At 39.8% G+C, this 20,669-nt stretch carries 22 protein-coding genes; 9 read left to right on the top strand and 13 right to left on the bottom strand.

The window, feature by feature from the left end:
• Window positions 1-2 precede the first annotated feature (2 nt).
• The 3 genes from plsX to yceD are packed head-to-tail and all read right to left on the bottom strand — an operon-like array spanning window position 3 to window position 1,748.
• Window positions 3-1,031, bottom strand: a complete 1,029-nt coding sequence (plsX, locus tag ACRWSG_RS16945; protein ID WP_054554712.1) for a phosphate acyltransferase PlsX — start codon at window positions 1,029-1,031, stop codon at window positions 3-5.
• A gap of 11 nt (window positions 1,032-1,042) precedes the next feature.
• Window positions 1,043-1,213, bottom strand: a complete 171-nt coding sequence (rpmF, locus tag ACRWSG_RS16940) for a 50S ribosomal protein L32 (protein WP_036967969.1) — start codon at window positions 1,211-1,213, stop codon at window positions 1,043-1,045.
• A 10-nt stretch (window positions 1,214-1,223) separates the two neighbouring features.
• Window positions 1,224-1,748, bottom strand: coding sequence for a 23S rRNA accumulation protein YceD (gene yceD, locus ACRWSG_RS16935; RefSeq protein WP_054554711.1), 525 nt, complete (start codon window positions 1,746-1,748; stop codon window positions 1,224-1,226).
• 141 nt (window positions 1,749-1,889) lie between these two features.
• On the opposite strand from yceD, the gene ACRWSG_RS16930 reads away from it, so the two are divergent.
• Window positions 1,890-2,486: a Maf family protein gene (locus tag ACRWSG_RS16930; protein ID WP_462166836.1), complete on the top strand. Its 597-nt coding sequence runs from the start codon at window positions 1,890-1,892 to the stop codon at window positions 2,484-2,486.
• Here the strand turns inward: ACRWSG_RS16930 and ACRWSG_RS16925 are convergent.
• A complete protein-coding gene (locus ACRWSG_RS16925; protein WP_462166835.1) occupies window positions 2,434-3,126 on the bottom strand; it encodes an HAD family hydrolase in 693 nt (230 codons plus the stop codon). The genes ACRWSG_RS16930 and ACRWSG_RS16925 overlap by 53 nt on opposite strands.
• Entirely contained in the window at window positions 3,113-4,081 is a 969-nt protein-coding gene (gene rluC / locus ACRWSG_RS16920) for a 23S rRNA pseudouridine(955/2504/2580) synthase RluC (protein WP_462166833.1), read from the bottom strand. The genes ACRWSG_RS16925 and rluC overlap by 14 nt, the downstream gene beginning before the upstream one ends.
• Before the next feature lie 619 nt (window positions 4,082-4,700).
• On the opposite strand from rluC, the gene rne reads away from it, so the two are divergent.
• A complete protein-coding gene (rne, locus tag ACRWSG_RS16915; protein ID WP_462166832.1) occupies window positions 4,701-7,886 on the top strand; it encodes a ribonuclease E in 3,186 nt (1,061 codons plus the stop codon).
• A 59-nt stretch (window positions 7,887-7,945) separates the two neighbouring features.
• Here the strand turns inward: rne and ACRWSG_RS16910 are convergent, their stop codons facing one another.
• The 4 genes from ACRWSG_RS16910 to yejK form a co-directional block, all read right to left on the bottom strand.
• A complete protein-coding gene (locus ACRWSG_RS16910; RefSeq protein ID WP_462166831.1) occupies window positions 7,946-8,812 on the bottom strand; it encodes a PhzF family phenazine biosynthesis protein in 867 nt (288 codons plus the stop codon).
• On the bottom strand, window positions 8,812-9,324 hold the full coding sequence (locus ACRWSG_RS16905; RefSeq protein WP_462166830.1) for a GNAT family N-acetyltransferase: 513 nt from the start codon (window positions 9,322-9,324) through the stop codon (window positions 8,812-8,814). Before ACRWSG_RS16905 ends, ACRWSG_RS16910 begins: the two co-directional genes overlap by 1 nt.
• Entirely contained in the window at window positions 9,325-9,774 is a 450-nt protein-coding gene (locus ACRWSG_RS16900; RefSeq protein ID WP_166339292.1) for a DUF3291 domain-containing protein, read from the bottom strand.
• Between the two features lie 203 nt (window positions 9,775-9,977).
• Entirely contained in the window at window positions 9,978-10,994 is a 1,017-nt protein-coding gene (gene yejK, locus ACRWSG_RS16895) for a nucleoid-associated protein YejK (RefSeq protein ID WP_138618248.1), read from the bottom strand.
• Window positions 10,995-11,057: 63 nt separating this feature from the next.
• On the opposite strand from yejK, the gene ACRWSG_RS16890 reads away from it, so the two are divergent.
• The 6 genes from ACRWSG_RS16890 to ACRWSG_RS16865 all read left to right on the top strand — a co-directional run bounded on the left by ACRWSG_RS16890 (window position 11,058) and on the right by ACRWSG_RS16865 (window position 16,725).
• Complete coding sequence (locus ACRWSG_RS16890) at window positions 11,058-11,270, top strand: YejL family protein (protein ID WP_054554702.1); 213 nt, start codon at window positions 11,058-11,060, stop codon at window positions 11,268-11,270.
• Window positions 11,271-11,275: 5 nt separating this feature from the next.
• The gene (locus ACRWSG_RS16885; RefSeq protein WP_462166828.1) at window positions 11,276-12,769 is read left to right on the top strand and encodes a DUF3413 domain-containing protein; all 1,494 of its coding nucleotides are present in this window, start codon (window positions 11,276-11,278) and stop codon (window positions 12,767-12,769) included.
• Window positions 12,770-12,844: 75 nt separating this feature from the next.
• Window positions 12,845-13,324, top strand: a complete 480-nt coding sequence (locus tag ACRWSG_RS16880; protein WP_462166827.1) for a DUF4124 domain-containing protein — start codon at window positions 12,845-12,847, stop codon at window positions 13,322-13,324.
• A gap of 91 nt (window positions 13,325-13,415) precedes the next feature.
• Window positions 13,416-15,140, top strand: coding sequence for a bifunctional isocitrate dehydrogenase kinase/phosphatase (aceK, locus tag ACRWSG_RS16875; protein ID WP_187490655.1), 1,725 nt, complete (start codon window positions 13,416-13,418; stop codon window positions 15,138-15,140).
• 16 nt (window positions 15,141-15,156) lie between these two features.
• A complete protein-coding gene (locus tag ACRWSG_RS16870) occupies window positions 15,157-16,095 on the top strand; it encodes a LysR family transcriptional regulator (RefSeq protein WP_054554698.1) in 939 nt (312 codons plus the stop codon).
• 186 nt (window positions 16,096-16,281) lie between these two features.
• A complete protein-coding gene (locus tag ACRWSG_RS16865) occupies window positions 16,282-16,725 on the top strand; it encodes a ferritin-like domain-containing protein (RefSeq protein ID WP_058584881.1) in 444 nt (147 codons plus the stop codon).
• 161 nt (window positions 16,726-16,886) lie between these two features.
• On the opposite strand, the gene ACRWSG_RS16860 is transcribed toward ACRWSG_RS16865, so the two are convergent.
• The 3 genes from ACRWSG_RS16860 to ACRWSG_RS16850 form a co-directional block, all read right to left on the bottom strand.
• Entirely contained in the window at window positions 16,887-17,354 is a 468-nt protein-coding gene (locus ACRWSG_RS16860) for a zinc-ribbon domain containing protein (RefSeq protein ID WP_462166825.1), read from the bottom strand.
• 110 nt (window positions 17,355-17,464) lie between these two features.
• Window positions 17,465-17,704: a LysR substrate-binding domain-containing protein gene (locus ACRWSG_RS16855; protein ID WP_462166824.1), complete on the bottom strand. Its 240-nt coding sequence runs from the start codon at window positions 17,702-17,704 to the stop codon at window positions 17,465-17,467.
• A gap of 19 nt (window positions 17,705-17,723) precedes the next feature.
• The gene (locus ACRWSG_RS16850; RefSeq protein ID WP_462166823.1) at window positions 17,724-18,386 is read right to left on the bottom strand and encodes a LysR family transcriptional regulator; all 663 of its coding nucleotides are present in this window, start codon (window positions 18,384-18,386) and stop codon (window positions 17,724-17,726) included.
• A 170-nt stretch (window positions 18,387-18,556) separates the two neighbouring features.
• Between ACRWSG_RS16850 and ACRWSG_RS16845 the strand changes: the two genes are divergently transcribed.
• On the top strand, window positions 18,557-19,276 hold the full coding sequence (locus tag ACRWSG_RS16845) for an SDR family oxidoreductase (protein WP_054554694.1): 720 nt from the start codon (window positions 18,557-18,559) through the stop codon (window positions 19,274-19,276).
• A 1,084-nt stretch (window positions 19,277-20,360) separates the two neighbouring features.
• Here ACRWSG_RS16845 and ACRWSG_RS16840 read toward each other — a convergent pair.
• A complete protein-coding gene (locus ACRWSG_RS16840) occupies window positions 20,361-20,606 on the bottom strand; it encodes a hypothetical protein (RefSeq protein WP_054554692.1) in 246 nt (81 codons plus the stop codon).
• Window positions 20,607-20,669: the final 63 nt, after the last annotated feature.

Here is a 20,669-nt window from a genome sequence, read left to right as displayed (position 1 = left end):
CACTACTTTGTTGTTGGATGTGTTTGCTCAAAAATCGCAGCGATTTTTTCAGGGAGTTGGCGTTCGACTTCCCGCGCGGCTTCATCAATAGCAGCATGAAACGCCTTTGGTGAGGCATTGCCATGGCTTTTAACAACAATACCGCGCAATCCTACCAGACTTGCGCCGTTATACTGGTCGGGGTTCACCCGCTTGTAGAGTTTTTTTATCACTGGACGCAATAAAAACGCTAAACTTTTGTATAAGAAATGTTTGTGTAAGGCTTTGGTGAGTTTATGCATGATCAGTTTAGCAATACCTTCACAGGTTTTTAATGCCACATTACCAACAAATCCTTCGCACACAATAACATCGGCTTTTCCGCTGAAAATATCGCTACCTTCACTGTAACCTGTGTAGTTGAGATATTCACACTGCTGCATTAACTGTGCAGCTTGTTTTATTCCTTCATGCCCTTTGATGTCTTCAGAGCCAATATTCAATAAACTAACTCTTGGGTTATCACACCCAAGTGCCTGCCCTGCTACCACAGAACCCATAATGCCAAATTGATAAAGGGTTTGTGCATCACAATGCACATTAGCGCCTAAATCAAGTAAATAAACAGGATTTTTACGTTCGGTTGGAACAGCAGAGATTAATGCAGGACGTTTTACGCCTGGAAGCATCTTTAATACATAATGCGCCATAAAAAATAACGCGCCTGTATTACCAGAGCTTACACACGCTTGCGCTTCACCCGATTTAACTAAATCGAGGGCAACTCGCATTGATGAATCTTTTTTAGAACGAACCGCTGAAGCAGGTTCACACGCATTTGTGACGACTTCGCTACAATGGCGAATAATTAAACGAGGGTGTGAAACAGAATCGAGTGCTTCGAGTTCTTTTAGAATAACTTGCTGATTACCACATAAGATGAGTCTTAAGTTGGTATTAGCATTTACCGCTTGCACAGCAGCGGGGATAGATGAACGGGGGCCGTAATCGCCCCCCATCATATCTAACGCTATGGTTAGATTGGTCAGCATATAGCAATCTCTTAGTTAGAAATTACTTTAACGCCTTTGTAGTAACCGTCAGCAGTTACGTGGTGACGACGGTGAGTCTCACCAGAAACTTGATCTACAGTTAAAGTTGGACCACTGATCGCATCGTGTGAACGGCGCATGCCGCGTCTTGCACGAGACTTTTTGCTTTTTTGTACAGCCATTAGTCTTCTCCTAAGAATCTTTCTTAAGTTGTTTCAAAATATCAAATGGATTTGGTTTGTCATCTTTTGCTGCTAATTTACCAAAGCTAGTAGGCTCTGATGAATAACTGCATGAAGCTTCGTTGTGAGTAGGCACTATTGGAATAGCTAAAATCAGTTCGTCTTCGATTAACTCAAATACGTTGATTTCACCGTTTTCGTCCAGCTCTACTTCATCGTAACCTTCAGGTAGATGATCTGACTCTGCATCCAAACCAATTGGCGAATACACAAAGTCTTGTTCCAAATCCAACCCTAATTCTCCATTACAGCGTTGGCAAGTTACAGTTACATGTGTTGATAAGTTACCACTTATTACCACTAAACCTTGCTCGTCAATTTTGCAATGAATCTTTACCGCTATTTCACCTGCTTCCTCCTGCACAACTTGCTCTAAACGAGAAAGTTTTTCAAGCGGGACAATACCGTCATACGTTAAACGATGTTGAGCTGCTTTGCTGGGATGAAGAGTGATGGGAATTTTCACCTTTTGCATAGGGGCTGCATCATATAGATAGTTAGTAAGTTAGTCAAAGTAAAAAACCAATTTTGGTAGGTTTTTAACGATCTTCTGCTTTGTTTTCGGATTCATTGTGGCTTATCCTTGGCAAAATACAATTTTCATCCAGAATTTATTATGAAACCAACACTTATATTAGCGTCAAGCTCACCATTTAGACAGCAATTATTAACTAAGTTTAACTTACCTTTTCAAAGTTTTTCTCCAGATATTGATGAGTCCCCTATCGCAGCTGAAACACCAGAGCAATTAGTTGCTCGTTTAAGCGAGCAAAAAGCCCGAGTTGCCAAACAACATTATAGTGAAGGTTTGGTGATCGGCTCTGATCAAGTTGCGGTATTCAACGATACAATTTTAGGTAAACCTCATACTAAAGAGAATGCCATTAAGCAGCTATCATCATTTAGTGGCCATACAGTTACCTTTTTAACGGGTTTAAGTGTTTTTGATATACAAAGCGATAAAGCAATTACCACAGTAGTGCCATTTGATGTGACATTTAAAACACTCACACATGAGCAGATCAATGCTTATTGCGATGCAGAGCAGCCATACAACTGTGCAGGTAGCTTTAAAAGTGAAGGATTAGGCATCTGTTTATTTGAAAAGCTCAGTGGCGATGACCCTAATACATTGATAGGCCTGCCACTGATCACATTAACTAAAGTGCTGGCTGAGTTTGGTGTTGACGTGTTAGCGCTGCAAGGGGCGTAGTTAAAACCTGCAAAAGTTGTTGGTATGAATCAACAACACATAACGGCGTATGTTGTTGCAACTGCGCCGGGCTATGGGCACCAAAACTCACTCCAATACAAGCAATACCTGCGGCATTAGCCATTGCCATATCGAGTTGGCTATCGCCAATCATCACAGCATCACCTTTTGCTATACCCTGCTCTTGCAAAATTTGCTCAAGCATATCTGGAGATGGTTTCGACTCAGCATCGTCAGAGCATTTTACATTCACAAAATACTTCACAAGGCCTGACTCATTAAGAAGTCTATTGATACCTTCACGTCCTTTACCAGTAGCAACAGCCAATTGCATACCTGCTGTGTGTAGTTTCTCTAACACAGTTTCTACATCTTTAAATAAAGGTGTAGGTGTAACATCTAAATCACGGTACTGTGCTTTATAACCTGCAACGAGTTCGTCGTTTAAATGTAAATGCGCCGGAAAAAGCACTTCAGTGGCTTTTGCCAGCGACAAACCAATGACGTCTTTCGCTTGTTGCTCTGTTGGAACAGGAATACCTAAGTCTCGCGCAGTATTTCGCAAGCAGGTAACAATTTTTGGCACAGAGTCCATCACTGTGCCATCCCAATCAAAAATAACCAGCTTAAACTTGTTCATTATCGGCACGTAGCTTTTTGATACAGTTTTGAAGTGCATTATCGAGTGGCGCTTCAACATGCATGGTTGTTTCATTTTTAGGGTGCATAAAACGTAAATCGTGGGCATGTAAAAACAAACGATTTAAACCAGTCAGCTTATTCACGTATTGATCAAACTCTGCAACGCCATATTTATCATCACACGCAATTGGGTGACCTTTACATTGCGTATGCACACGAATTTGGTGAGTACGCCCCGTTACTGGCGACGCTTGTACTAATGAGCACTGGGCATATCGCTCAAGCACACGAAAACGCGTGTGCGATGGTTTACCTTCAGTATTATCAACACGAACCACACGCTCACCAGACTTCAAGGTGTTTTTACGAAGTCCTTCGGTGACATTTTTCGTTTTAGAATCCCATTGACCATCTACTAATGCCCAATAGTTTTTCTCCATGGTTTTTTCACGTAACTGTTTATGTAAATCAGTTAACACTGAACGACGTTTAGAAATAAGCAAACAACCTGATGTGTCACGGTCTAGTCGGTGTACCAGCTCTAAACTACGCTCTTCAGGACGAAGTACGCGAAGCGCTTCGATTAAGCCATAACTTAGGCCACTGCCACCATGCACAGCCATACCCGAAGGTTTGTTGATCACCATTAAATACTTGTCTTCAAACAAAATGGCATCTTCAAGTTGTTTTACTTTATCGAGTTTTTTTGGCACAAACTCTTCTTTTTCGGCCACTTTGATAGGTGGAATACGAATCACATCGTTTAGTTGTAGTTTGTAGACAGGTTTTATGCGTTTTTTATTTACTCGCACTTCGCCTTTACGAAGGATTTTATAAACTGCACTTTTAGGCACACCTTTTAGGTGAGTAATAAGAAAGTTATCAATACGTTGACCTAGATGGTCTTCACCTATGGTAACAAACGAAACTTGTAAGCCGGTTTTTTCTGACATTGCCTAATCACTGATTTAAGTAAATAATTTAGTTGCTAACGCGACTGTAATAGTGGGATAATCATCGTCGCGAACATAAAGTTTGCAAGTAACAACGGTGCTTTTATCACATTAATACATTCGTGAAGCATATTCTGGGTTGCCGATCATACAGATCCGCGCTAAGTTTTCCAAAGCTTTTATAATTACCCAGCCAACACGAGCGTTCAATTATCGGCGATGCGCGTAATATATTGCCTGAATAATTTGAGCACGAATGTTGATTAATGAACATAAAAAGCAATTGAACAAGATAAATTGACTGATAGTGACGACGTAGCAACGTCATTCAGAAGCAGCTGTTGTAGCAAGACATTGAATAAAAATTTGAACATGGTCGACTTCGGGACAAAACTCGTAAATTAAAACCGCAGAATTGGCGGCAGTTTTGACACCTATAAGAATTTAATAACGTGACAACATGTTATTGTCAGCCACACTTAGTGATGCTCAATGTAAGCAAACAACTTCAGGTTTTGACTTTACCCAGTCGTGAGACTGCACAAAAACAACCGTCAGAAACCATTGAACAGACGAGTTTATATCGTCATGTCAGCGACAGAATTAGTAGAGTAACAATATGAAACGTATGCTAATCAATGCGACGCAGCAAGAAGAAATGCGCGTTGCACTGGTTGATGGCCAGCGCCTGTATGATTTAGACATAGAGAGCCCAGGTCACGAACAAAAAAAAGCAAATATTTACAAGGGTAAAATTACCCGTATCGAACCGTCACTAGAAGCTGCCTTTGTTGATTATGGCGCTGAAAGACACGGATTCCTTCCTCTTAAAGAAATAGCTCGCACCTACTTCCCACAAGGCTATACATTCCAAGGTCGTCCAAATATCCGTGACGTGATCAAAGAAGGCCAAGAAGTCATTGTGCAAGTTGATAAAGAAGAGCGTGGCCAAAAAGGCGCTGCGTTAACGACTTTTATCAGCGTTGCAGGTAGCTATTTAGTACTTATGCCTAACAACCCTCGTGCCGGTGGTATTTCTCGCCGTATCGAAGGTGATGAGCGTACTGAACTTAAAGAAGCACTAAGCCGTTTAGAACTACCTAAAGGCATGGGCTTAATTGTTCGTACAGCAGGTGTTGGTAAATCATTTGAAGAACTAGAGTACGACTTAAAAGCACTATTAGTGCATTGGCAAGCGATTCAGCAAGCTGCTGATAGCGGCCCGGCTCCGTTCTTAATTCACCAAGAAAGTAACGTAATTTTCCGCGCAATCCGTGACTATTTACGTCGTGATATTGGTGAAATTTTAATTGATAAAGCACGTGTATTTGAAGAAGCGAAAGCGCATATTGAGCGTTTCCGTCCAGATTTCATGAGCCGCGTTAAGCTTTATCAGGGCGATGTACCACTATTCACCCACTACCAAATTGAAAGCCAAATTGAGTCTGCTTTCCAACGTGAAGTTCGCTTACCATCAGGTGGTTCAATTGTAATTGACCCAACTGAAGCACTTACGTCTATCGATATCAACTCATCTAAAGCCACTAAAGGCGGTGATATCGAAGAAACAGCACTTAATACTAACTTAGAAGCAGCAGACGAGATTGCCCGTCAATTACGTTTACGTGACTTAGGTGGTCTTATTGTTATCGACTTCATCGATATGACACCACCACGCCACCAACGCGAAGTAGAGAATCGTTTAAAAGACGCTGCTCGTCCTGACCGTGCCCGTGTACAGATTGGTAAGATCTCACGCTTTGGTCTGCTTGAAATGTCGCGTCAGCGCTTACGCCCTTCATTAGGTGAAGCAAGCCAAGGTCCATGTCCTCGTTGTAATGGTCAAGGTACGATTCGTTCTAACGAATCAATTGCTTTGTCTATCCTTCGTTTAATCGAAGAAGAAGCAATTAAAGACAACACATCACAAGTAAATGCACAGGTGCCTGTGGCTGTTGCCGCTTACCTATTAAACGAAAAACGTCGTAGTGTTCAACGCATCGAAAAACGCCATAACGTTGATGTTGTGATCATTCCTAATCAACACATGGAAACACCACATTACGAAGTAGTTCGCTTACGTAAAGACGAAACAATCGAAACAGTAAGCTACGAGCAAGTTGTTGCTCCTGAGCCAGAAGCATTTGAAATGGCTAAAGCGCCTTCAGCACCAGTTCGTGAAGAGCCGGTTCTTAAAGGTGTTGTTATGCCTACTACACCTGCACCTCAAGCTGCACCAAAAGCTGAGCAAACGACTCCTGCGGCTAAAAAGTCTGAAGGTGGATTATTTGCTGCAATTGGTAAGTTCTTCAAGTCGTTATTCAGCAATGCCGAAGAAGAAGCTGAAAAAGAGCAAGAAGAGAAAAAAGCAGCACAAAGACGTAGCAATAATCGTCGCAACAACGACAACCGTCGTCGTAGCAACAACCAACGCCGTCGCAACTCTCGTAATAAACGCCCTGACGATGCACAAGCTAAAGAAGAAAACACAAATACTTCAAATAAGCCTGAGCAAAAAGAAGGTAACGAGAATCGCAACAAACGTCGTCGTAATTCTAACAACAGAAAACGTAATGAAAAACGTAATGATGATGTAGAACAAACGAATAAAGACACTGCACCAGAGGCGAAATCTGAGCAAGCAAAGGAAACTAAACCTAAGGTTCGTCGTCAACGTCGCAACTTACGCAAAAAAGTTCGCGTAACAGATGAAAGCGCAGATGAAGCAAAAGCAGTACAAACTACTGAAACAACTGAGCAAGCACCTAAAGCTGAAAAACCAGCTAAGCCTGCAAAAGAAAAAGTAGCAGTTGAAACTGAACAAGCAGAACAGCCTGTTGCTGAAAAGCAAGTACCTGCAGAACCAGTAAAAGCTGACGCTGAACCTAAACAAGCAGAGCAAACTGAATCGGTAGTTGAAACATCAACTGATGAAGAACAAGCTCAACCTCGTACACGATCTCGTCGTTCACCTCGCCACTTACGTGCTGCTGGTCAACGTCGCCGTCGCCCTGAGCATGATGAAAAGTCGAGTGATGACAAAGCTGATGCGCCAGCATTTATTCCTGTAGCAGATCAAGCTGCTGCTGAATATGAAGCTGAGCTAAAGGCAAAACAGGCTCAGGCTGAAACTGAAGAACCTGTAAAAGCTGAAGAACCTGTAAAAGCTGAAGAGCCTGTTAAAACTGAAGAACCAGTTAAAACTGAAGAACCAGTTAAAACTGAAGAACCAGTTAAAGCTGAAGAACCAGTGAAAGCTGAAGAACCAGTGAAAACTGAAGAACCAGTTAAAGCTGAAGAACCAGTTAAAGCTGAAGAGCCAGTTAAAACTGAAGAACCAGTGAAAGCTGAAGAGCCAGTTAAAACTGAAAAACCTGCGCAAGCTGAAGAGCCAGTTAAAACTGAAGAACCAGTGAAAGCTGAAGAGCCAGTTAAAGCTGAAGAACCTGTTAAAGCTGAAGAACCAGTGCAAGCTGAAGAACCAGTGAAAGCTGAAGAACCAGTTAAAACTGAAGAGCCAGTACAAGCTGAAGAGCCAGTAAAAGCTGAAGAGCCAGCACAAGCTGAAGAGTCAGTGAAAGCTGTAGAACCTGCTAAAAATGAAAAAACTATTTTAGTAAAAGGTTCAGCAAGTGCTGCAATGGCAAAACCTACGCCAGTTGCAGATAGTGAGCCAGAGCCAACACCAGCGGCTATGGCGCATGACAAGCGTACAGCTATTCCAGATAGCGGCCTTCGTGCAGGTTCAATTAAACCTGCTGGCAGAGCCCGTGCTGATATGGCAAAAACCTTAGCGGCTGATTAATTTAGTCGCTTAAGTAAAAAAGCCGCGTTTATAACGCGGCTTTTTTGTATGTATTCTTCTTATAAAGCAATATTTTGTATACCTAGGTGATTTGCATAGCCACCTACAAGAACCTTATAAACCCCCTGCTCATCCGAATAAACACTGGCAGAAATATGTGAACTGCACCCCATTGCTCGGCCTTGTTCAAACTTGAAATGGTTTTCTTGCTGTACAAATACGTGTTTTGATAAGTAGCATGCAAGCGCGCCACTGGCGCTACCGGTTGCTGACTCTTCAGGTATACCAACCAAAGGCGCAAAGTTACGACAACTTGCGGTCAGCTCACTTTGCTCTTCACATAATTCAAAGGCATGCACACCAATCACATTATGCTGTTGGCAGAACTCGCTAAGCGCTGCCTCATCAATAACAATTTTATCTAAGTAGCCATTCGGCACAGCGACTATAATATCCGGCAATCCTGTAGTTATTACATCGATCGGCAAGCCAGTTTCTGCAAGAGTCGTTTCATCAAGCCCTAATAAGCCTGCAAGGTCGTCATAAGCAAAGTTGCCTAGGTATTTTGGCAAGGCTTGCTCCATGGTAATTTGCCCATCTTCGGCAATTGTTACACCTAACAAGCCCGCTTTTGTTCGTTGAGTGTAATAGCCAGGTTTTAATAACCCTTGTTCGAAGAGCGTAGCAAACACAGCTAGGGTTGCGTGGCCACAAAAATCAACTTCTTCAGTTGTCGTAAAAAATGACACAGCAAAGTCAACTTCATGATCTTGCGCCACAAATGCGGTTTCTGAAAAGCCAATTTCTTTTGCAATTGTCAGTTTTTCTGCGCTGGTGAGTTTATCTGCATTCAACACAACACCTGCAGGGTTGCCGCCTGTATTATTTGCACTAAACGAGTTAACTAAAAATGCGGTTATTGTCATTATTGTATGCCTTGGTTTAAGTTAAATTCATAAAACAACATGCCATTTTCCTTAGATGCTTGCTCTTCAAAAGCCAACTTTTTTAAAAGCTTAATTGATGGTGTATTTGATTCATCAACACCAGCAATGAGCTTATGCCATTGTGACTGAGTACCAGCGAGGTTTATAAATCCCTGCAATAATTCAAATGCAAGGCCCTGCCCCCAGTACTGCTCAGCTAACAAATAACCGATATGAGCATCATGGTTTTCGGTATAGATAAATAAAAGCCCAACAATTTCTTGATGTTGAGATTGCACCATTAATAAGAAGCATTCATTAAGCATGTTAGCCAACCACTTTTCGGCAGCAGCTATAGAATCAATTCCTTGAAAATAACCCGGTAAATTTGCAACTACAGCGGGAGTTAAAATCGCTGGTAAAGCGTTAACTAAAGCAGTTTGCTCTGACTTTGCTGCATTAGAGTCTATTTCAATGACGTTTAGTCTCGGTGTATTAAATGAAATAGCCATCTAACCTCTTAGATCTTCAGCCGTAAAATTACTTTTAAATGTAAAAGCATGGGGAGTGTCGCCATTTTCACGAAGATATTGCAACCTTTCTAATGCCTCTTGAGGGGTTGGAATATGGTTACCTTCAATCCACCATAAAACATAGCTATCCTCTGCTAAGCGGTGAAACCATTCACCTTTTCTGCGCATGAAATCTCTGTGGTGGGTGCGAAACATAAAGTTTTTGAGATCTTCAACGCTTTCCCACACAGACATATTGATTATCATATTCGGATCATCAAACAATTTAATATTGGTGGCATCGCCTGATTCGTCTTTTAATCGCCATACAAAACCAACACTGTTTTCAGCAACGCCATTAATTAAATCGAGATTATCAACAAAATCTTTTATTTCAGGGGCATCCAATGGATATTTAGCAAGAGCAATATTTAGTTGGGCAAGTTTCATTTATGACTCTCCTTAGCCATCGGGGAAATGTGTACCTTGAGTGTATTAAAACTAAGCGATATAGCAATAGCAACCTCATTGATATTAGTTAAATTCACCTTGCACAATTGCTTATAAATAAAAAAGCCCAGCAAGTGCTGGGCTATAAAACGAGTATTTATAATCTTATCGCTTAAAACTTAGAGCTTTAAGCTTGAGCCAAATTAACTTTCGTCTTGCTCCATAAAGCGCTGAAGCTGGTCTTTAAGATTAGGTGGAATACCTTTAATCACCAGTGTATCGGTTGCTTCGTTATACATGACGCGCTCACCTAAGTGTTTACGTTCAAAGCTCACGCTAACACCGCCGCCCATGCCAGAGAACTTCACCATGCTGGTAACCGTTTTCTTATCAACAGGGAACGACTCTTCTAAGTCATAACTTTGCTCTTGGCAGAAGCTTTCAAATGGACTGTCGTCATTTTTCGATAAGGTTGCAGAAAGCTCTTTAACGCTGGCATCTTCACCTGTGGTTACGCAATCATTACAGTAATCAAAAACTTGCTTACGTAGCTCATCTTTTTCTGACTTGTCGTATTGTTGCTCAGATAAATAATCTTCTACAGCACTAAGCATAACTTGGCTTTGCTGTTTAGGATCAATGCCCTCTTCGCAGCCTAAAAAGTCTAAAAAGAAATCAGCTACTTTACGACCTGCACGACCTTTAATAAACGACACATAGCGATTATCTTCTGGTTGTGTATCCCACGCAGTTAAATCGACACGTGCAGCTAGTTGCATACGCGAAATATCTAAGTGACGAGATGAAGCTAAATCAAGCTCAGAAGTAATTGAGTAATGCTCTTTAATATTGATCATCGCAATTAACAAGAAGTCACTTGCAACATATTGATAATGGCAAAAAACTAAATAACCCGTTTCGTTAAAGGCATACTTATTTAACTCTTCTTTTAGCACATTCGTTGCTTGCTCTGTCATGTGCCAAAAGCCAAGTTCGTCGTTACGGTAACTTTGCATTGCCGAAGCAACAATGCTGTTTTTCTCGCCGCTGAATGCACAGTAGCCTTTACCAGGCTTACCATTATATGCATGGTGTAGCTGCTCTATAAAAACGGCTACTTTATCGTTAACAACCATCTCATCATTGCGTAAATGAATATCTGTATCGTCATCTTTTTTGTCTACATAATGAACGACTAATTTTTTAACATCTATTGTCATCTTTGTTTTTCACGCCTCTGGTGTTAAAATACGGGAATATAACTCTTTTTATCGAACCAACTGATGCCTATCATATCAAAATATTCTAATGACCAAGTAGAACAAATCGTTGATCAGCTGATTGATGTACTAACAGAGCACAAAGCGCCTGTTGATTTAAGCCTTATGTGTTTAGGAAATTCTATCACGCATATTTTAAAAGAGCATGTACCATCAGAGAAAAGACAAGCTGTTGCCGACAACTTTGCAAAAGCATTAGCACAGTCGGTTAAATAAGATTTATGAATTTATCGCAACAAAGTCAGTTTTCTTCAAAAGTAAGTCAGCTTTTAAGTTGGAATCATTGGTTCACCTTTGCAAACATAGGGTTAGTGCTATTTATTAGCTTAAGCTACTTAGTTGCAGACAGTGCACCGACTACCTTCATGGGTTATGTATATATGCTCGTGACCTGGTTAAGCCACACCAGCTTTATTACTTTTATTGCCTTTGTTTTAACGATATTTCCATTAAGTTTAGTGTTTCCATACCCTCGGCATATCCGAGGGATGGCAGCCATTATTGCAACCCTCGGCGCGTCATTCTTAACGCTTGATGCCTATGTTTATTTTAACTTGGGTTATCACTTAAACACGTCTGCGCTACCTGAAATCGTTTCATTGTTGTGGCACCGCTTAACAAACTCACCGGCATTAACAACGATTCTTGCGGGCGGTATTGTGCTGCTAATTTTAGCGTTCCAGTTATTAGTCAGTAACTACACTTGGCACCACCTAGCGCGTTTAAAGCAATATAAGTTCCCGCGCTATGCAACCAGCACTATTTTAGTGTGCTTTGCACTTAGCCACAGTATTCATATTTGGGCAGATGCCAATTTAAAATTTGATATCACTAAACAAGATAATGTATTGCCGTTGTCTTACCCTACTACAGCAAAAAGCTTATTAGCTAAAAACGATTTGCTTGATTTAGAAAGCTACAAAGAAGCGCACGATGTGAGGCTTGACCCACATAATATCGATTACTTAGCACCTACTCCACTTGCCGAGTGTAAAGCTGAGTCGAGTGCGACTATCGATATTTTAGTATTTGAAAATAATGCTGACCTTGAGCAATTTGTTGCCACTGAGCCAGCACTACGTAAAACAGACTTGTTCTTACAACCTGTAGAAACAGAAGATACGTTATTTAGTTTAGTGTATGGCCTGCCAGCATTTTACAAAGCCCCTATTCTAGACAAACAGCAACTGCCTGTGTGGCTTGCTGATAATCGCTCAATTCAAATTAATGGTTTTGAGCAATTCGAGTTTATTAATAACGACGACCAAAACCCAGCGGTTCGCCTTGTACGCGCAGACGCTACAACACAAGCGCGTGAATCTGCTAATGCCGTGTTTGCCTTTAGTCTTGCACAGCAGAGCAATGGTATTGTTACAGCCTCTCGCTTATACAGCTCAGATAAAAAAGTTGTACAAACCGAAGGCCTTATTCAACCAAGTGATATTATCGCCACCAGCGTAGGCCATTATTTAGGTTGCAAAACCCTAGCTAAACAAAGCATGTTAGGCAGTAACTTATACAAGCGCCATGACGACACGGGTGTTAATTACTCGCAAAATGTATTTATCGCATTCAAGAAAGACAGAATTACCCTGATTGATTCAGACGGTAATTTTAAAAACATTTCAGCAGCACAAGGCTTTGCCATTGAACAAGGGCTCGATATTCCATTCTTAGTGCAAAGCATTAAAAAGCTGAAGCGATATACGCCCTAGCGCTTATTGATAAATCATTATTTCAAGCTAGCTTTAGATATTAGACACCTTAATTGATTAGGAGACACGGACGTCATGAAAGCCATAATCATTTATCTAATATCAATTACACTACTTTGTTTTACCAACACATCACTTGCTGCCACCACAGAATACTATAAATGTGTCACAGACAGAGGCACGGTATTCAGTGAGTTCCCCTGTGGTAGCCGTGCAACCAAGCATAAAATTCAAGTAACCGATCCAGACTTACAAGCACCGCAAAACTTTGTTAAAGAGCTCAACGAGCTTGAGCGCCAGCAAATTATCAGAAACCTCGAAGCTGAAATTCGCAGCTATAAGCACCGTTTAGATATTTTAAGCCGTGATCGAGACCGAGCTCAGTACCAGCAAGAGCAGCGCTTAAACCGAATTTTGTCTGATAAAGAAGCGAAGCAAATTAATAAAGACATTAAAAAACAGCTAAAAGCAATTAACAAGCAATACGGGCGCGACGTAAAAAGCGTTAATAAAAAACTCGCAAAACTTGAGAAAAAACTCGCTCGCTATAATTAAATACACTTTACTATTGGGTTTGAAGAATAAATAACATATTCTTAACACCAATAGAGTTATTGCTCTATGTTGGTATTAGTAAGGAGTTTATATGCAGCCACAACACATTGCAGAGTTAATTTTATCTGGGTTTCGCAATCACTATAAACTCTTTCAAGCAATCACCGCCAAAGCACCACTTGCGTTTGCACATCGTGATTGGCAAAAAATAAATGAGATTAGCAAACTCAGAATTAGCCATTACGATGATCGGGTTAACGAAACCATTGCTAAGCTCAAGTCGCTCAACGAACAGCAAATTATTACCTTAGATCAAACCTGCTGGCTCGAAACCAAACAGCTTTATCAGCAATTTTTGCGCTTTCACCCTCAGGCAGAACTTGCCGAAACCTTTTACAACTCTGTTTTTTGTCGTTTATTTCATCGTCGTTATTTTAATAATGACTTTATCTTTGTAAAAGCGACGCTTGCGGATGCCCCTGCACTACCAATGGAGGTTGAATACCGCAGTTACCACCCTGTTGTTGATGGCTTAAGACCCACGATACGCAAAATTATTAATCAGTTTGATTTTAAAGCGCCCTTTGTTGATTTAGAACGCGATATTCGCTTGCTGGTAAAAGCCTTTTATAAACAAGCGCCCGATACACATCACCAAGCATGGCAAATGCGCTTTGATATACTGCAAGCCCCGTTTTACCGAAACAAAGCGGCTTATATTGTTGGTCGTGTGGTATCAGAAAGTGGCGTACAGCCATTTATTATTGCGGTGTTACACCATGAAGACAAAGGGTTATACCTCGATGCCCTACTCACCAAATCATCGCAAATGCGGGTTATCTTTGGTTTTGCCCGTGCTTATTTTATGGTGGAAACCCACGCGCCATCTGCGTTAGTACGCTTTTTAAATCAACTTATGCCAAACAAGACCCTGGCAGAGCTTTACAATGCAATAGGTTTTCATAAACAAGGTAAGACCGAGTTTTACCGAGAGTTTTTAAGTCATTTAGATCATTCAAACGATCAGCTTGTAATTGCCCCTGGAACACCGGGTATGGTGATGATGGTATTTACCCTGCCGTCGTTTGGATATGTGTTTAAAGTCATTAAAGACACCTTTGGAGAAAGCAAACCCTTTGGCCGCGATACCGTATTAAAACGCTACCAATTAGTAAAAAGTCATGACCGTGTTGGCCGCATGGCCGATACCATAGAGTATTCGAACGTCGTATTTCCACTAGCCCGATTTGATAGTAAATTACTTGCAGAGTTACATAAAACCATTGGTTCTTCGATGGTTATTGAAGGCGAATGGTTAATCATCAAGCATTTGTATATTGAAAGACGCATGACACCGTTAAATCTGTATCTTGAAAATGCCAGTGAACAACAAGCGTTTGAAGCAATAGAAGAATATGGCCAAGCTTTAAAAGAAATGATCGCCGTAAATATTTTCCCAGGCGACATGCTGTTGAAAAACTTTGGGGTAAGTAAACATAATCGCATTATTTTTTACGACTATGATGAAGTTCAGTACCTAACAGACATGAACTTTCGGGCCTTACCAAAAGCAAAGTCGTACGATGATTACTTAACCAATGAGCAAAGTTACTCTGTGGCACCACAAGATGTGTTTCCAGAGCAATTATGTACCTTTGTGACAGCAAACCCGGTGTATAAGCAATATTTATTGAGTACACACCCAGAGCTTGAAGATCCAGCCTATTGGCGACAAGCACAATACAATTATAAGCAAGGTGTAGTTAGCCACATTTATCCATACCCTGCTGCACAACGATTTATCCATTATTGGTAAACACCAAGGACACACAATGAATATAAGTAAAATAGATTTAAACTTACTTGTTTACCTAGATACTTTACTAAGGGAGTGTAATGTAACTAAAGCTGCTAACCAGCTAAGCATTACGCAGCCTGCCATGAGTAATGGCCTAAAAAGACTCCGTAATTTATTTAACGACCCTATTTTAGTGCGTACCAGCGAAGGTATGGTACCTACAGAGCGCGCAAAAGAGCTACAGCCGGTGATCCGCGGCATTTTAATGACCCTTGAAGAAACACTTGCCCCAAATCGCGAGTTTGAAGCATCACAAAGTAAACGTGTTTTTCGTATCATGGCCAGTGACTATGCAGCAAGTACCCTTGCTCCTCGCTTATTAAGTAAATTACACGAAGAAGCGCCCGATACAACACTCGATATTTTGACCCCAAGTGATGTAACCTTCCACGACGTTGAAAACGGTAAGGTAGATATGGCTATCAACCGCTTTGAAAACTTACCGCAATCGTTTCACTACAAACAAATTTGGAAAGACAGCTTTTGCTGCTTAGTAAAAGCAGATAACCCGATTATCAAAGACTTCAGCCTCGACAGCTATTTAAAAGCCCGCCATATCTGGGTAAGTAAAACAGGCTTTGGTGTCGGTGTTGGTATGGACCCTAAAGATGTGCAAAAGCTAGGTTGGGTTGATGAGGCGCTCGCTCACTTTGGTAAACACCGTAATATTGCCACCTTTACCCGTAACTACCATGTAGCTATTCACTTAGCGAAAGAACAAAACTTGGTTGCGACTTTACCATCAAAAGCCGCAAATATTTATTTAGATGATCCGGGCCTTAAAATTCTTGAGCCGCCATTCCCTATTCCGCCATTTGAGCTCGATATGATTTGGAGCCCGCTATTACACCGTGATGCAAGCCATATTTGGTTACGCCAAAAGGTTGCAGAAGTAGCCGACGAGCTTAAGTAAGATTTTACCAACCAAATTGTAATTATTGCTGATAAGCAAAGTGTTAGCTTAGCTTATCAGTAATCCTCCTCCCGCGAAAAGCCAATAACCACTTGAAATACAATAACTTTATATTTAAGTAATGAACTGGAATATGCTTTGCAAGTATCTAATTGCATTGTTTTTAATATTCAAAAAGAGGTCATTATGAATACTCATCAAGGACAAGACGTTCATCATATTGCAGATATCATCCAAGTTATGAATAGCGGTATCGATTTTTATGAAAAAGCACAGGAAAAAGTAACCGACCCAAGCATAATTGCCTTATTTCAACGCATGATAGATGCGCGTAAAGTAAGTGTTGAGCGCTTACAACCTTATGCTATTAACGAAAATGGCGAGCGCGAAAATGGCTCTGATTTTGCTGTAGAAGCGCGTAAAGCTTATACATCAGTAATCACCAAACTCGGTGCCGACAAAAACGCTACCTACGTTAGCGAGCTTGAAGAAGTTGAAGATAAAACGCTAGCCGAAATCAAACATGCGCTTAAAAAGCCACAACCCCATGATTGTGAAGCCGCGTTATCAAAAACCCTGCTGACGATTCAAAGTTGTCATGCTGAAATGAGTAAAATGAAAAAGCATTAAATTGTGAGAGTGCAAAGCCCAGTTAAGCTGGGCTTTTATATTGTAAGAATAGTTAAATATCATCCCTAGACTCTGTAACTAAATCCCTATAATTGCCATATTAAGCGTAAGTCTAATCTACCAGGTAGCAATGTTTCCGTAATTGATTGTTAAAGTTTATCTCAAAAACTAGGGTTATTTTTATGTTTGATTATTCCCAGCCTATTTAACTCTACAAATAATTTTTTTAATGTTTCATTTTGTTTTGAAGTCCTGTTTTTATTTGTAACTAAATCACAATAAGACTTTTGTAACCTCTTTATTTTTTGTTCATTTTTACGGCAATCAATACACTTTGTGCAGTGCGCATCAATATAAAATCTGAGTACCTCAAACCAATACTTTTGCTCCAAGGCAAAGAAAATAAAAGGTCTATTACATACCTCACACAACTCTTCTATATCAATGTATTTTTCCCTCGGATAAACCCCATAATTCTGTTTCTCTGTATTAGCAGGTATAGCTGTCCCAACGAGAAACTTAACGTGTTTATATCGCCAATAAGAATTTTTTATTTCTGTTACAGAGTATTGGTATCCAGAACGAATCGGCTTACACCCATAACGGGGATGTTTTACATAAAGTGACATAAACAACTCTTTCCTAATTCTTGACAGCTACCAGTCTTGTTGCCCAACGTTTCTTGTCAATTAGCCCTTTTGCTAAATTCAGTAAACTATGTCACTTAAAAATAGCTGAGCTAGCAATTTGAGCCAGAGCCACCATTTAGATAATGCATAAAGTTTTTATAAACAAACTCTTTAAATACTTTTATTCTCATTGGTTGATGTTTATCTCGTAAAAAGACCAAATAGAATGGCGTTGCCTTAGGGTGCCAATGCTTAAAAACAGGGATCAAGGTGCCGTCATTTAACTCCGAATTACAGTAAACTTCTGGAACTCGAATTATGCCATTACCACGCAATGCAGAATACACCATTACTTTGCCATTTTTGCACTCAAGAATCACCTTGGACGATGACCTCTTGCTTCTCATTTGTATGCTCACTTAATAGAGTCCATGTATTCAATGAACCTGCTATACACTTGTGATTAATTAAATCTTTTGGGTTTAATGGTTCTCCATGCTTTTTAATGTACTCTGGGCTCGCATAAATGCCTATTGTAAGCTCAGTTAACTTTCTTGCGATTAATGATGAATCTGTTAAGTCTCCCATTCTGAATACAAAATCAAATTCGCCTGCTACTAAGTCGACTCTTCGACTACTAAAATCTAACACAACATTAATTTGTGGGTACTTCTGCATAAAATCAGTAACCATTGGGCCAATAACATTTTCACCAATGTACCCCCCGACACAATTTATTCTAATTTCACCTGATGTATGTGACGCAGTATCTGATGTTATATCTATAGCATGTTCAATGCGCTCAAAAGCTTTTTTACATTTATCGTAAAAAAGCTCACCAGATGGTGTTAAATGTTGCGTACGCGTCGTCCTAACTAACAAACTGACACCTAGACCAGCCTCTAATTGAGATAGTTGTTTAGAAATTTGTGAGCGAGAGCACATTAATTTATTGGCTGCTTTTGTAAAGCTTCCCTCTTCGACCAAAATAAGAAAGCTATTGATATCAGCATAATTGATGTCTTTTTTCATGTTTTATACCCATTAAAATCAACTTAACCACATAGATTCGCTCAAATCTGTAAACAGTATTGTGAATTAATGACTATATATCATCAAATCTTTAATAAATAAAATAAGCTTCAGAAAAACATCATTAGAAATAGATAGTTAAAACTTAAATTCACCTAGAGGAGTAATAAATGAAAAAGTTAGTAGTGATTACTGGAGCAAGTTCAGGCATTGGTGAAGCTATTGCTAAGCACTTTAGCGAAGCCGGTTACCCACTCTTACTTGTTGCAAGACGAGTTGAAAAATTAAAGGCTTTGAATCTTCAAAATTGCATCTGTGAACAGGTAGATGTTACTGATAAAGAAGCGTTTTCTAATTCTATAGAAAAAGCTGAGGCACAATACGGCCCTGTTGAGTGCTTAATTAATAATGCAGGTGTCATGTTATTAGGCCAAATAGATACACAAGAGTCTACTGAATGGCAAAAAATGTTCGATGTTAATGTTTTAGCATTACTAAATGGTATGCAAGCTGTTTTACCTGCTATGAAAAAACGTAATAGTGGCACCATAATTAACGTTAGTTCAATAGCTGGTAAAAAGACATTTGCTAATCATGCAGCTTATTGCGGCTCAAAGTTCGCCGTATCAGCAATTACAGAAAATGTTCGAGAAGAAGTGGCCGACTTTGGGGTACGCGTAACAAGTATTTGCCCTGGTGCCGTTGAGACAGAATTGCTTGGTCACACAACATCTGACGATATTAAAGCAGGTTACAACGAATGGAAAAAAGCTATGGGTGGAGTACTAATTGCTGATGATATCGCTCGTGCTGCGCTATTTATTCAAGAGCAACCACAACATGTGTGTGTTCGTGAATTACAGATTGCTCCTACCCGTCAACAACCTTAATCTAGCAATAACCTAAAAGTTTAATGTACGCCAATTCACTCATTGAGTAATAAAACTAAACATTCCATCGACAAGGGCTCAAGTTGATGGGGTGTTCATCATTGCGTAATTTTCATTTTAAACGAATCAATCAACTAAACTAAAAGTAAAATCGGTAAGTGTTCGAAAACCTATAACTAGCCCTAATCAGAAAAATAATCTCGCTCAAGGTGAGAAAAATTACTGTTAGATCATTTAATGCCATCAAAATTATAAAACACTTTATGCTCTATGACTGGCTAAAGTTAACGTTCTGTAAACATAAGCTAGCCTATAAACATTCATTTATTAATGTGTTTGTTATAGAGGCTTTTCAGGTAAGTCACTTATTATGTATATCACTCTTGGTCCCATACAAAATGTTATTAAACCATCATCTCTTTTCGGAAACTTATAATAAATGGCTATAGAAGCTTTATCTAGCATATTAGTAGCAAGCTGGAAAGTTGAAACTCTATAAGGTCTCAATTCTGGACTGTGTTCTAGATCTAATGGTTCATTAACAAATGTGGGAACAGTTAATACAGGTTGATCAAAATTGCTTTCAAACGAAATTTCAGCTCGAAAAGCTTGAGCGTCGCCGTAATCCAAAGGGTAGTAAACTTCTATATGCTATATCTCACGGTAAATACTTTGAGTTTTAAAAGCTGATAACCCACTCGTATTTTCAGTCGAACAAGCAAGGCTAAACAAGGGAGTTAATGAAAGTAAAAGTACTAGAAATCTCACTGTATCTCCTGAAAGTAAAACGCCATTGCAAGAATTTGGTAAACACTATTTATCATTCAATTTGTTGGGGATATCAACATAAATTTCTTTAGATTACATATAGCTATAAGCTTACTTTAATAAAAACTTAAACTCTCCATCGAGATTCAAGCCAAGACGTTAGAAGAAAGAATTATTAAGAAAACGTCAAAACTTTTTAATTTCACAAAACCTTCCATGATTTATAATTCTCACCTAAATGGGGCAAAAAATGCTTCGCTAAAATACTCAATAAAGGAGCGTAGGCAAAGTTTTTACTACCTCTCTAGGTAGCTTGTTATGTTACTGACGATAATAAAACAAAGAATAGCTTTATTAAAATCCCCGTTATCGACACAAAAACAAAAGCTTCACCTAGCTTGTTGTAATACGCGCGTGCTGTATTTAAACCAACACCTTTGTCCTTGGCTCTCCTGTAATATATTTTGGCTAAACCAAAATCAATTTTTAACAACTTCTTTGTTGGAGCAAAGTAAATATACAATCCGCCAATTCCAAAGCCTAAAAGAACAATATAATCCATAACAATTTCTTCATAATACTCTAATCAGCGACTGCTTGATGTTTGGCTTATATGTGAAGCTGA

Source organism: Pseudoalteromonas sp. GB43 (genome assembly GCF_054923805.1).
Note: the sequence above shows the minus strand (reverse complement) of the source record. Positions and strands in the feature narration are given on the sequence as shown.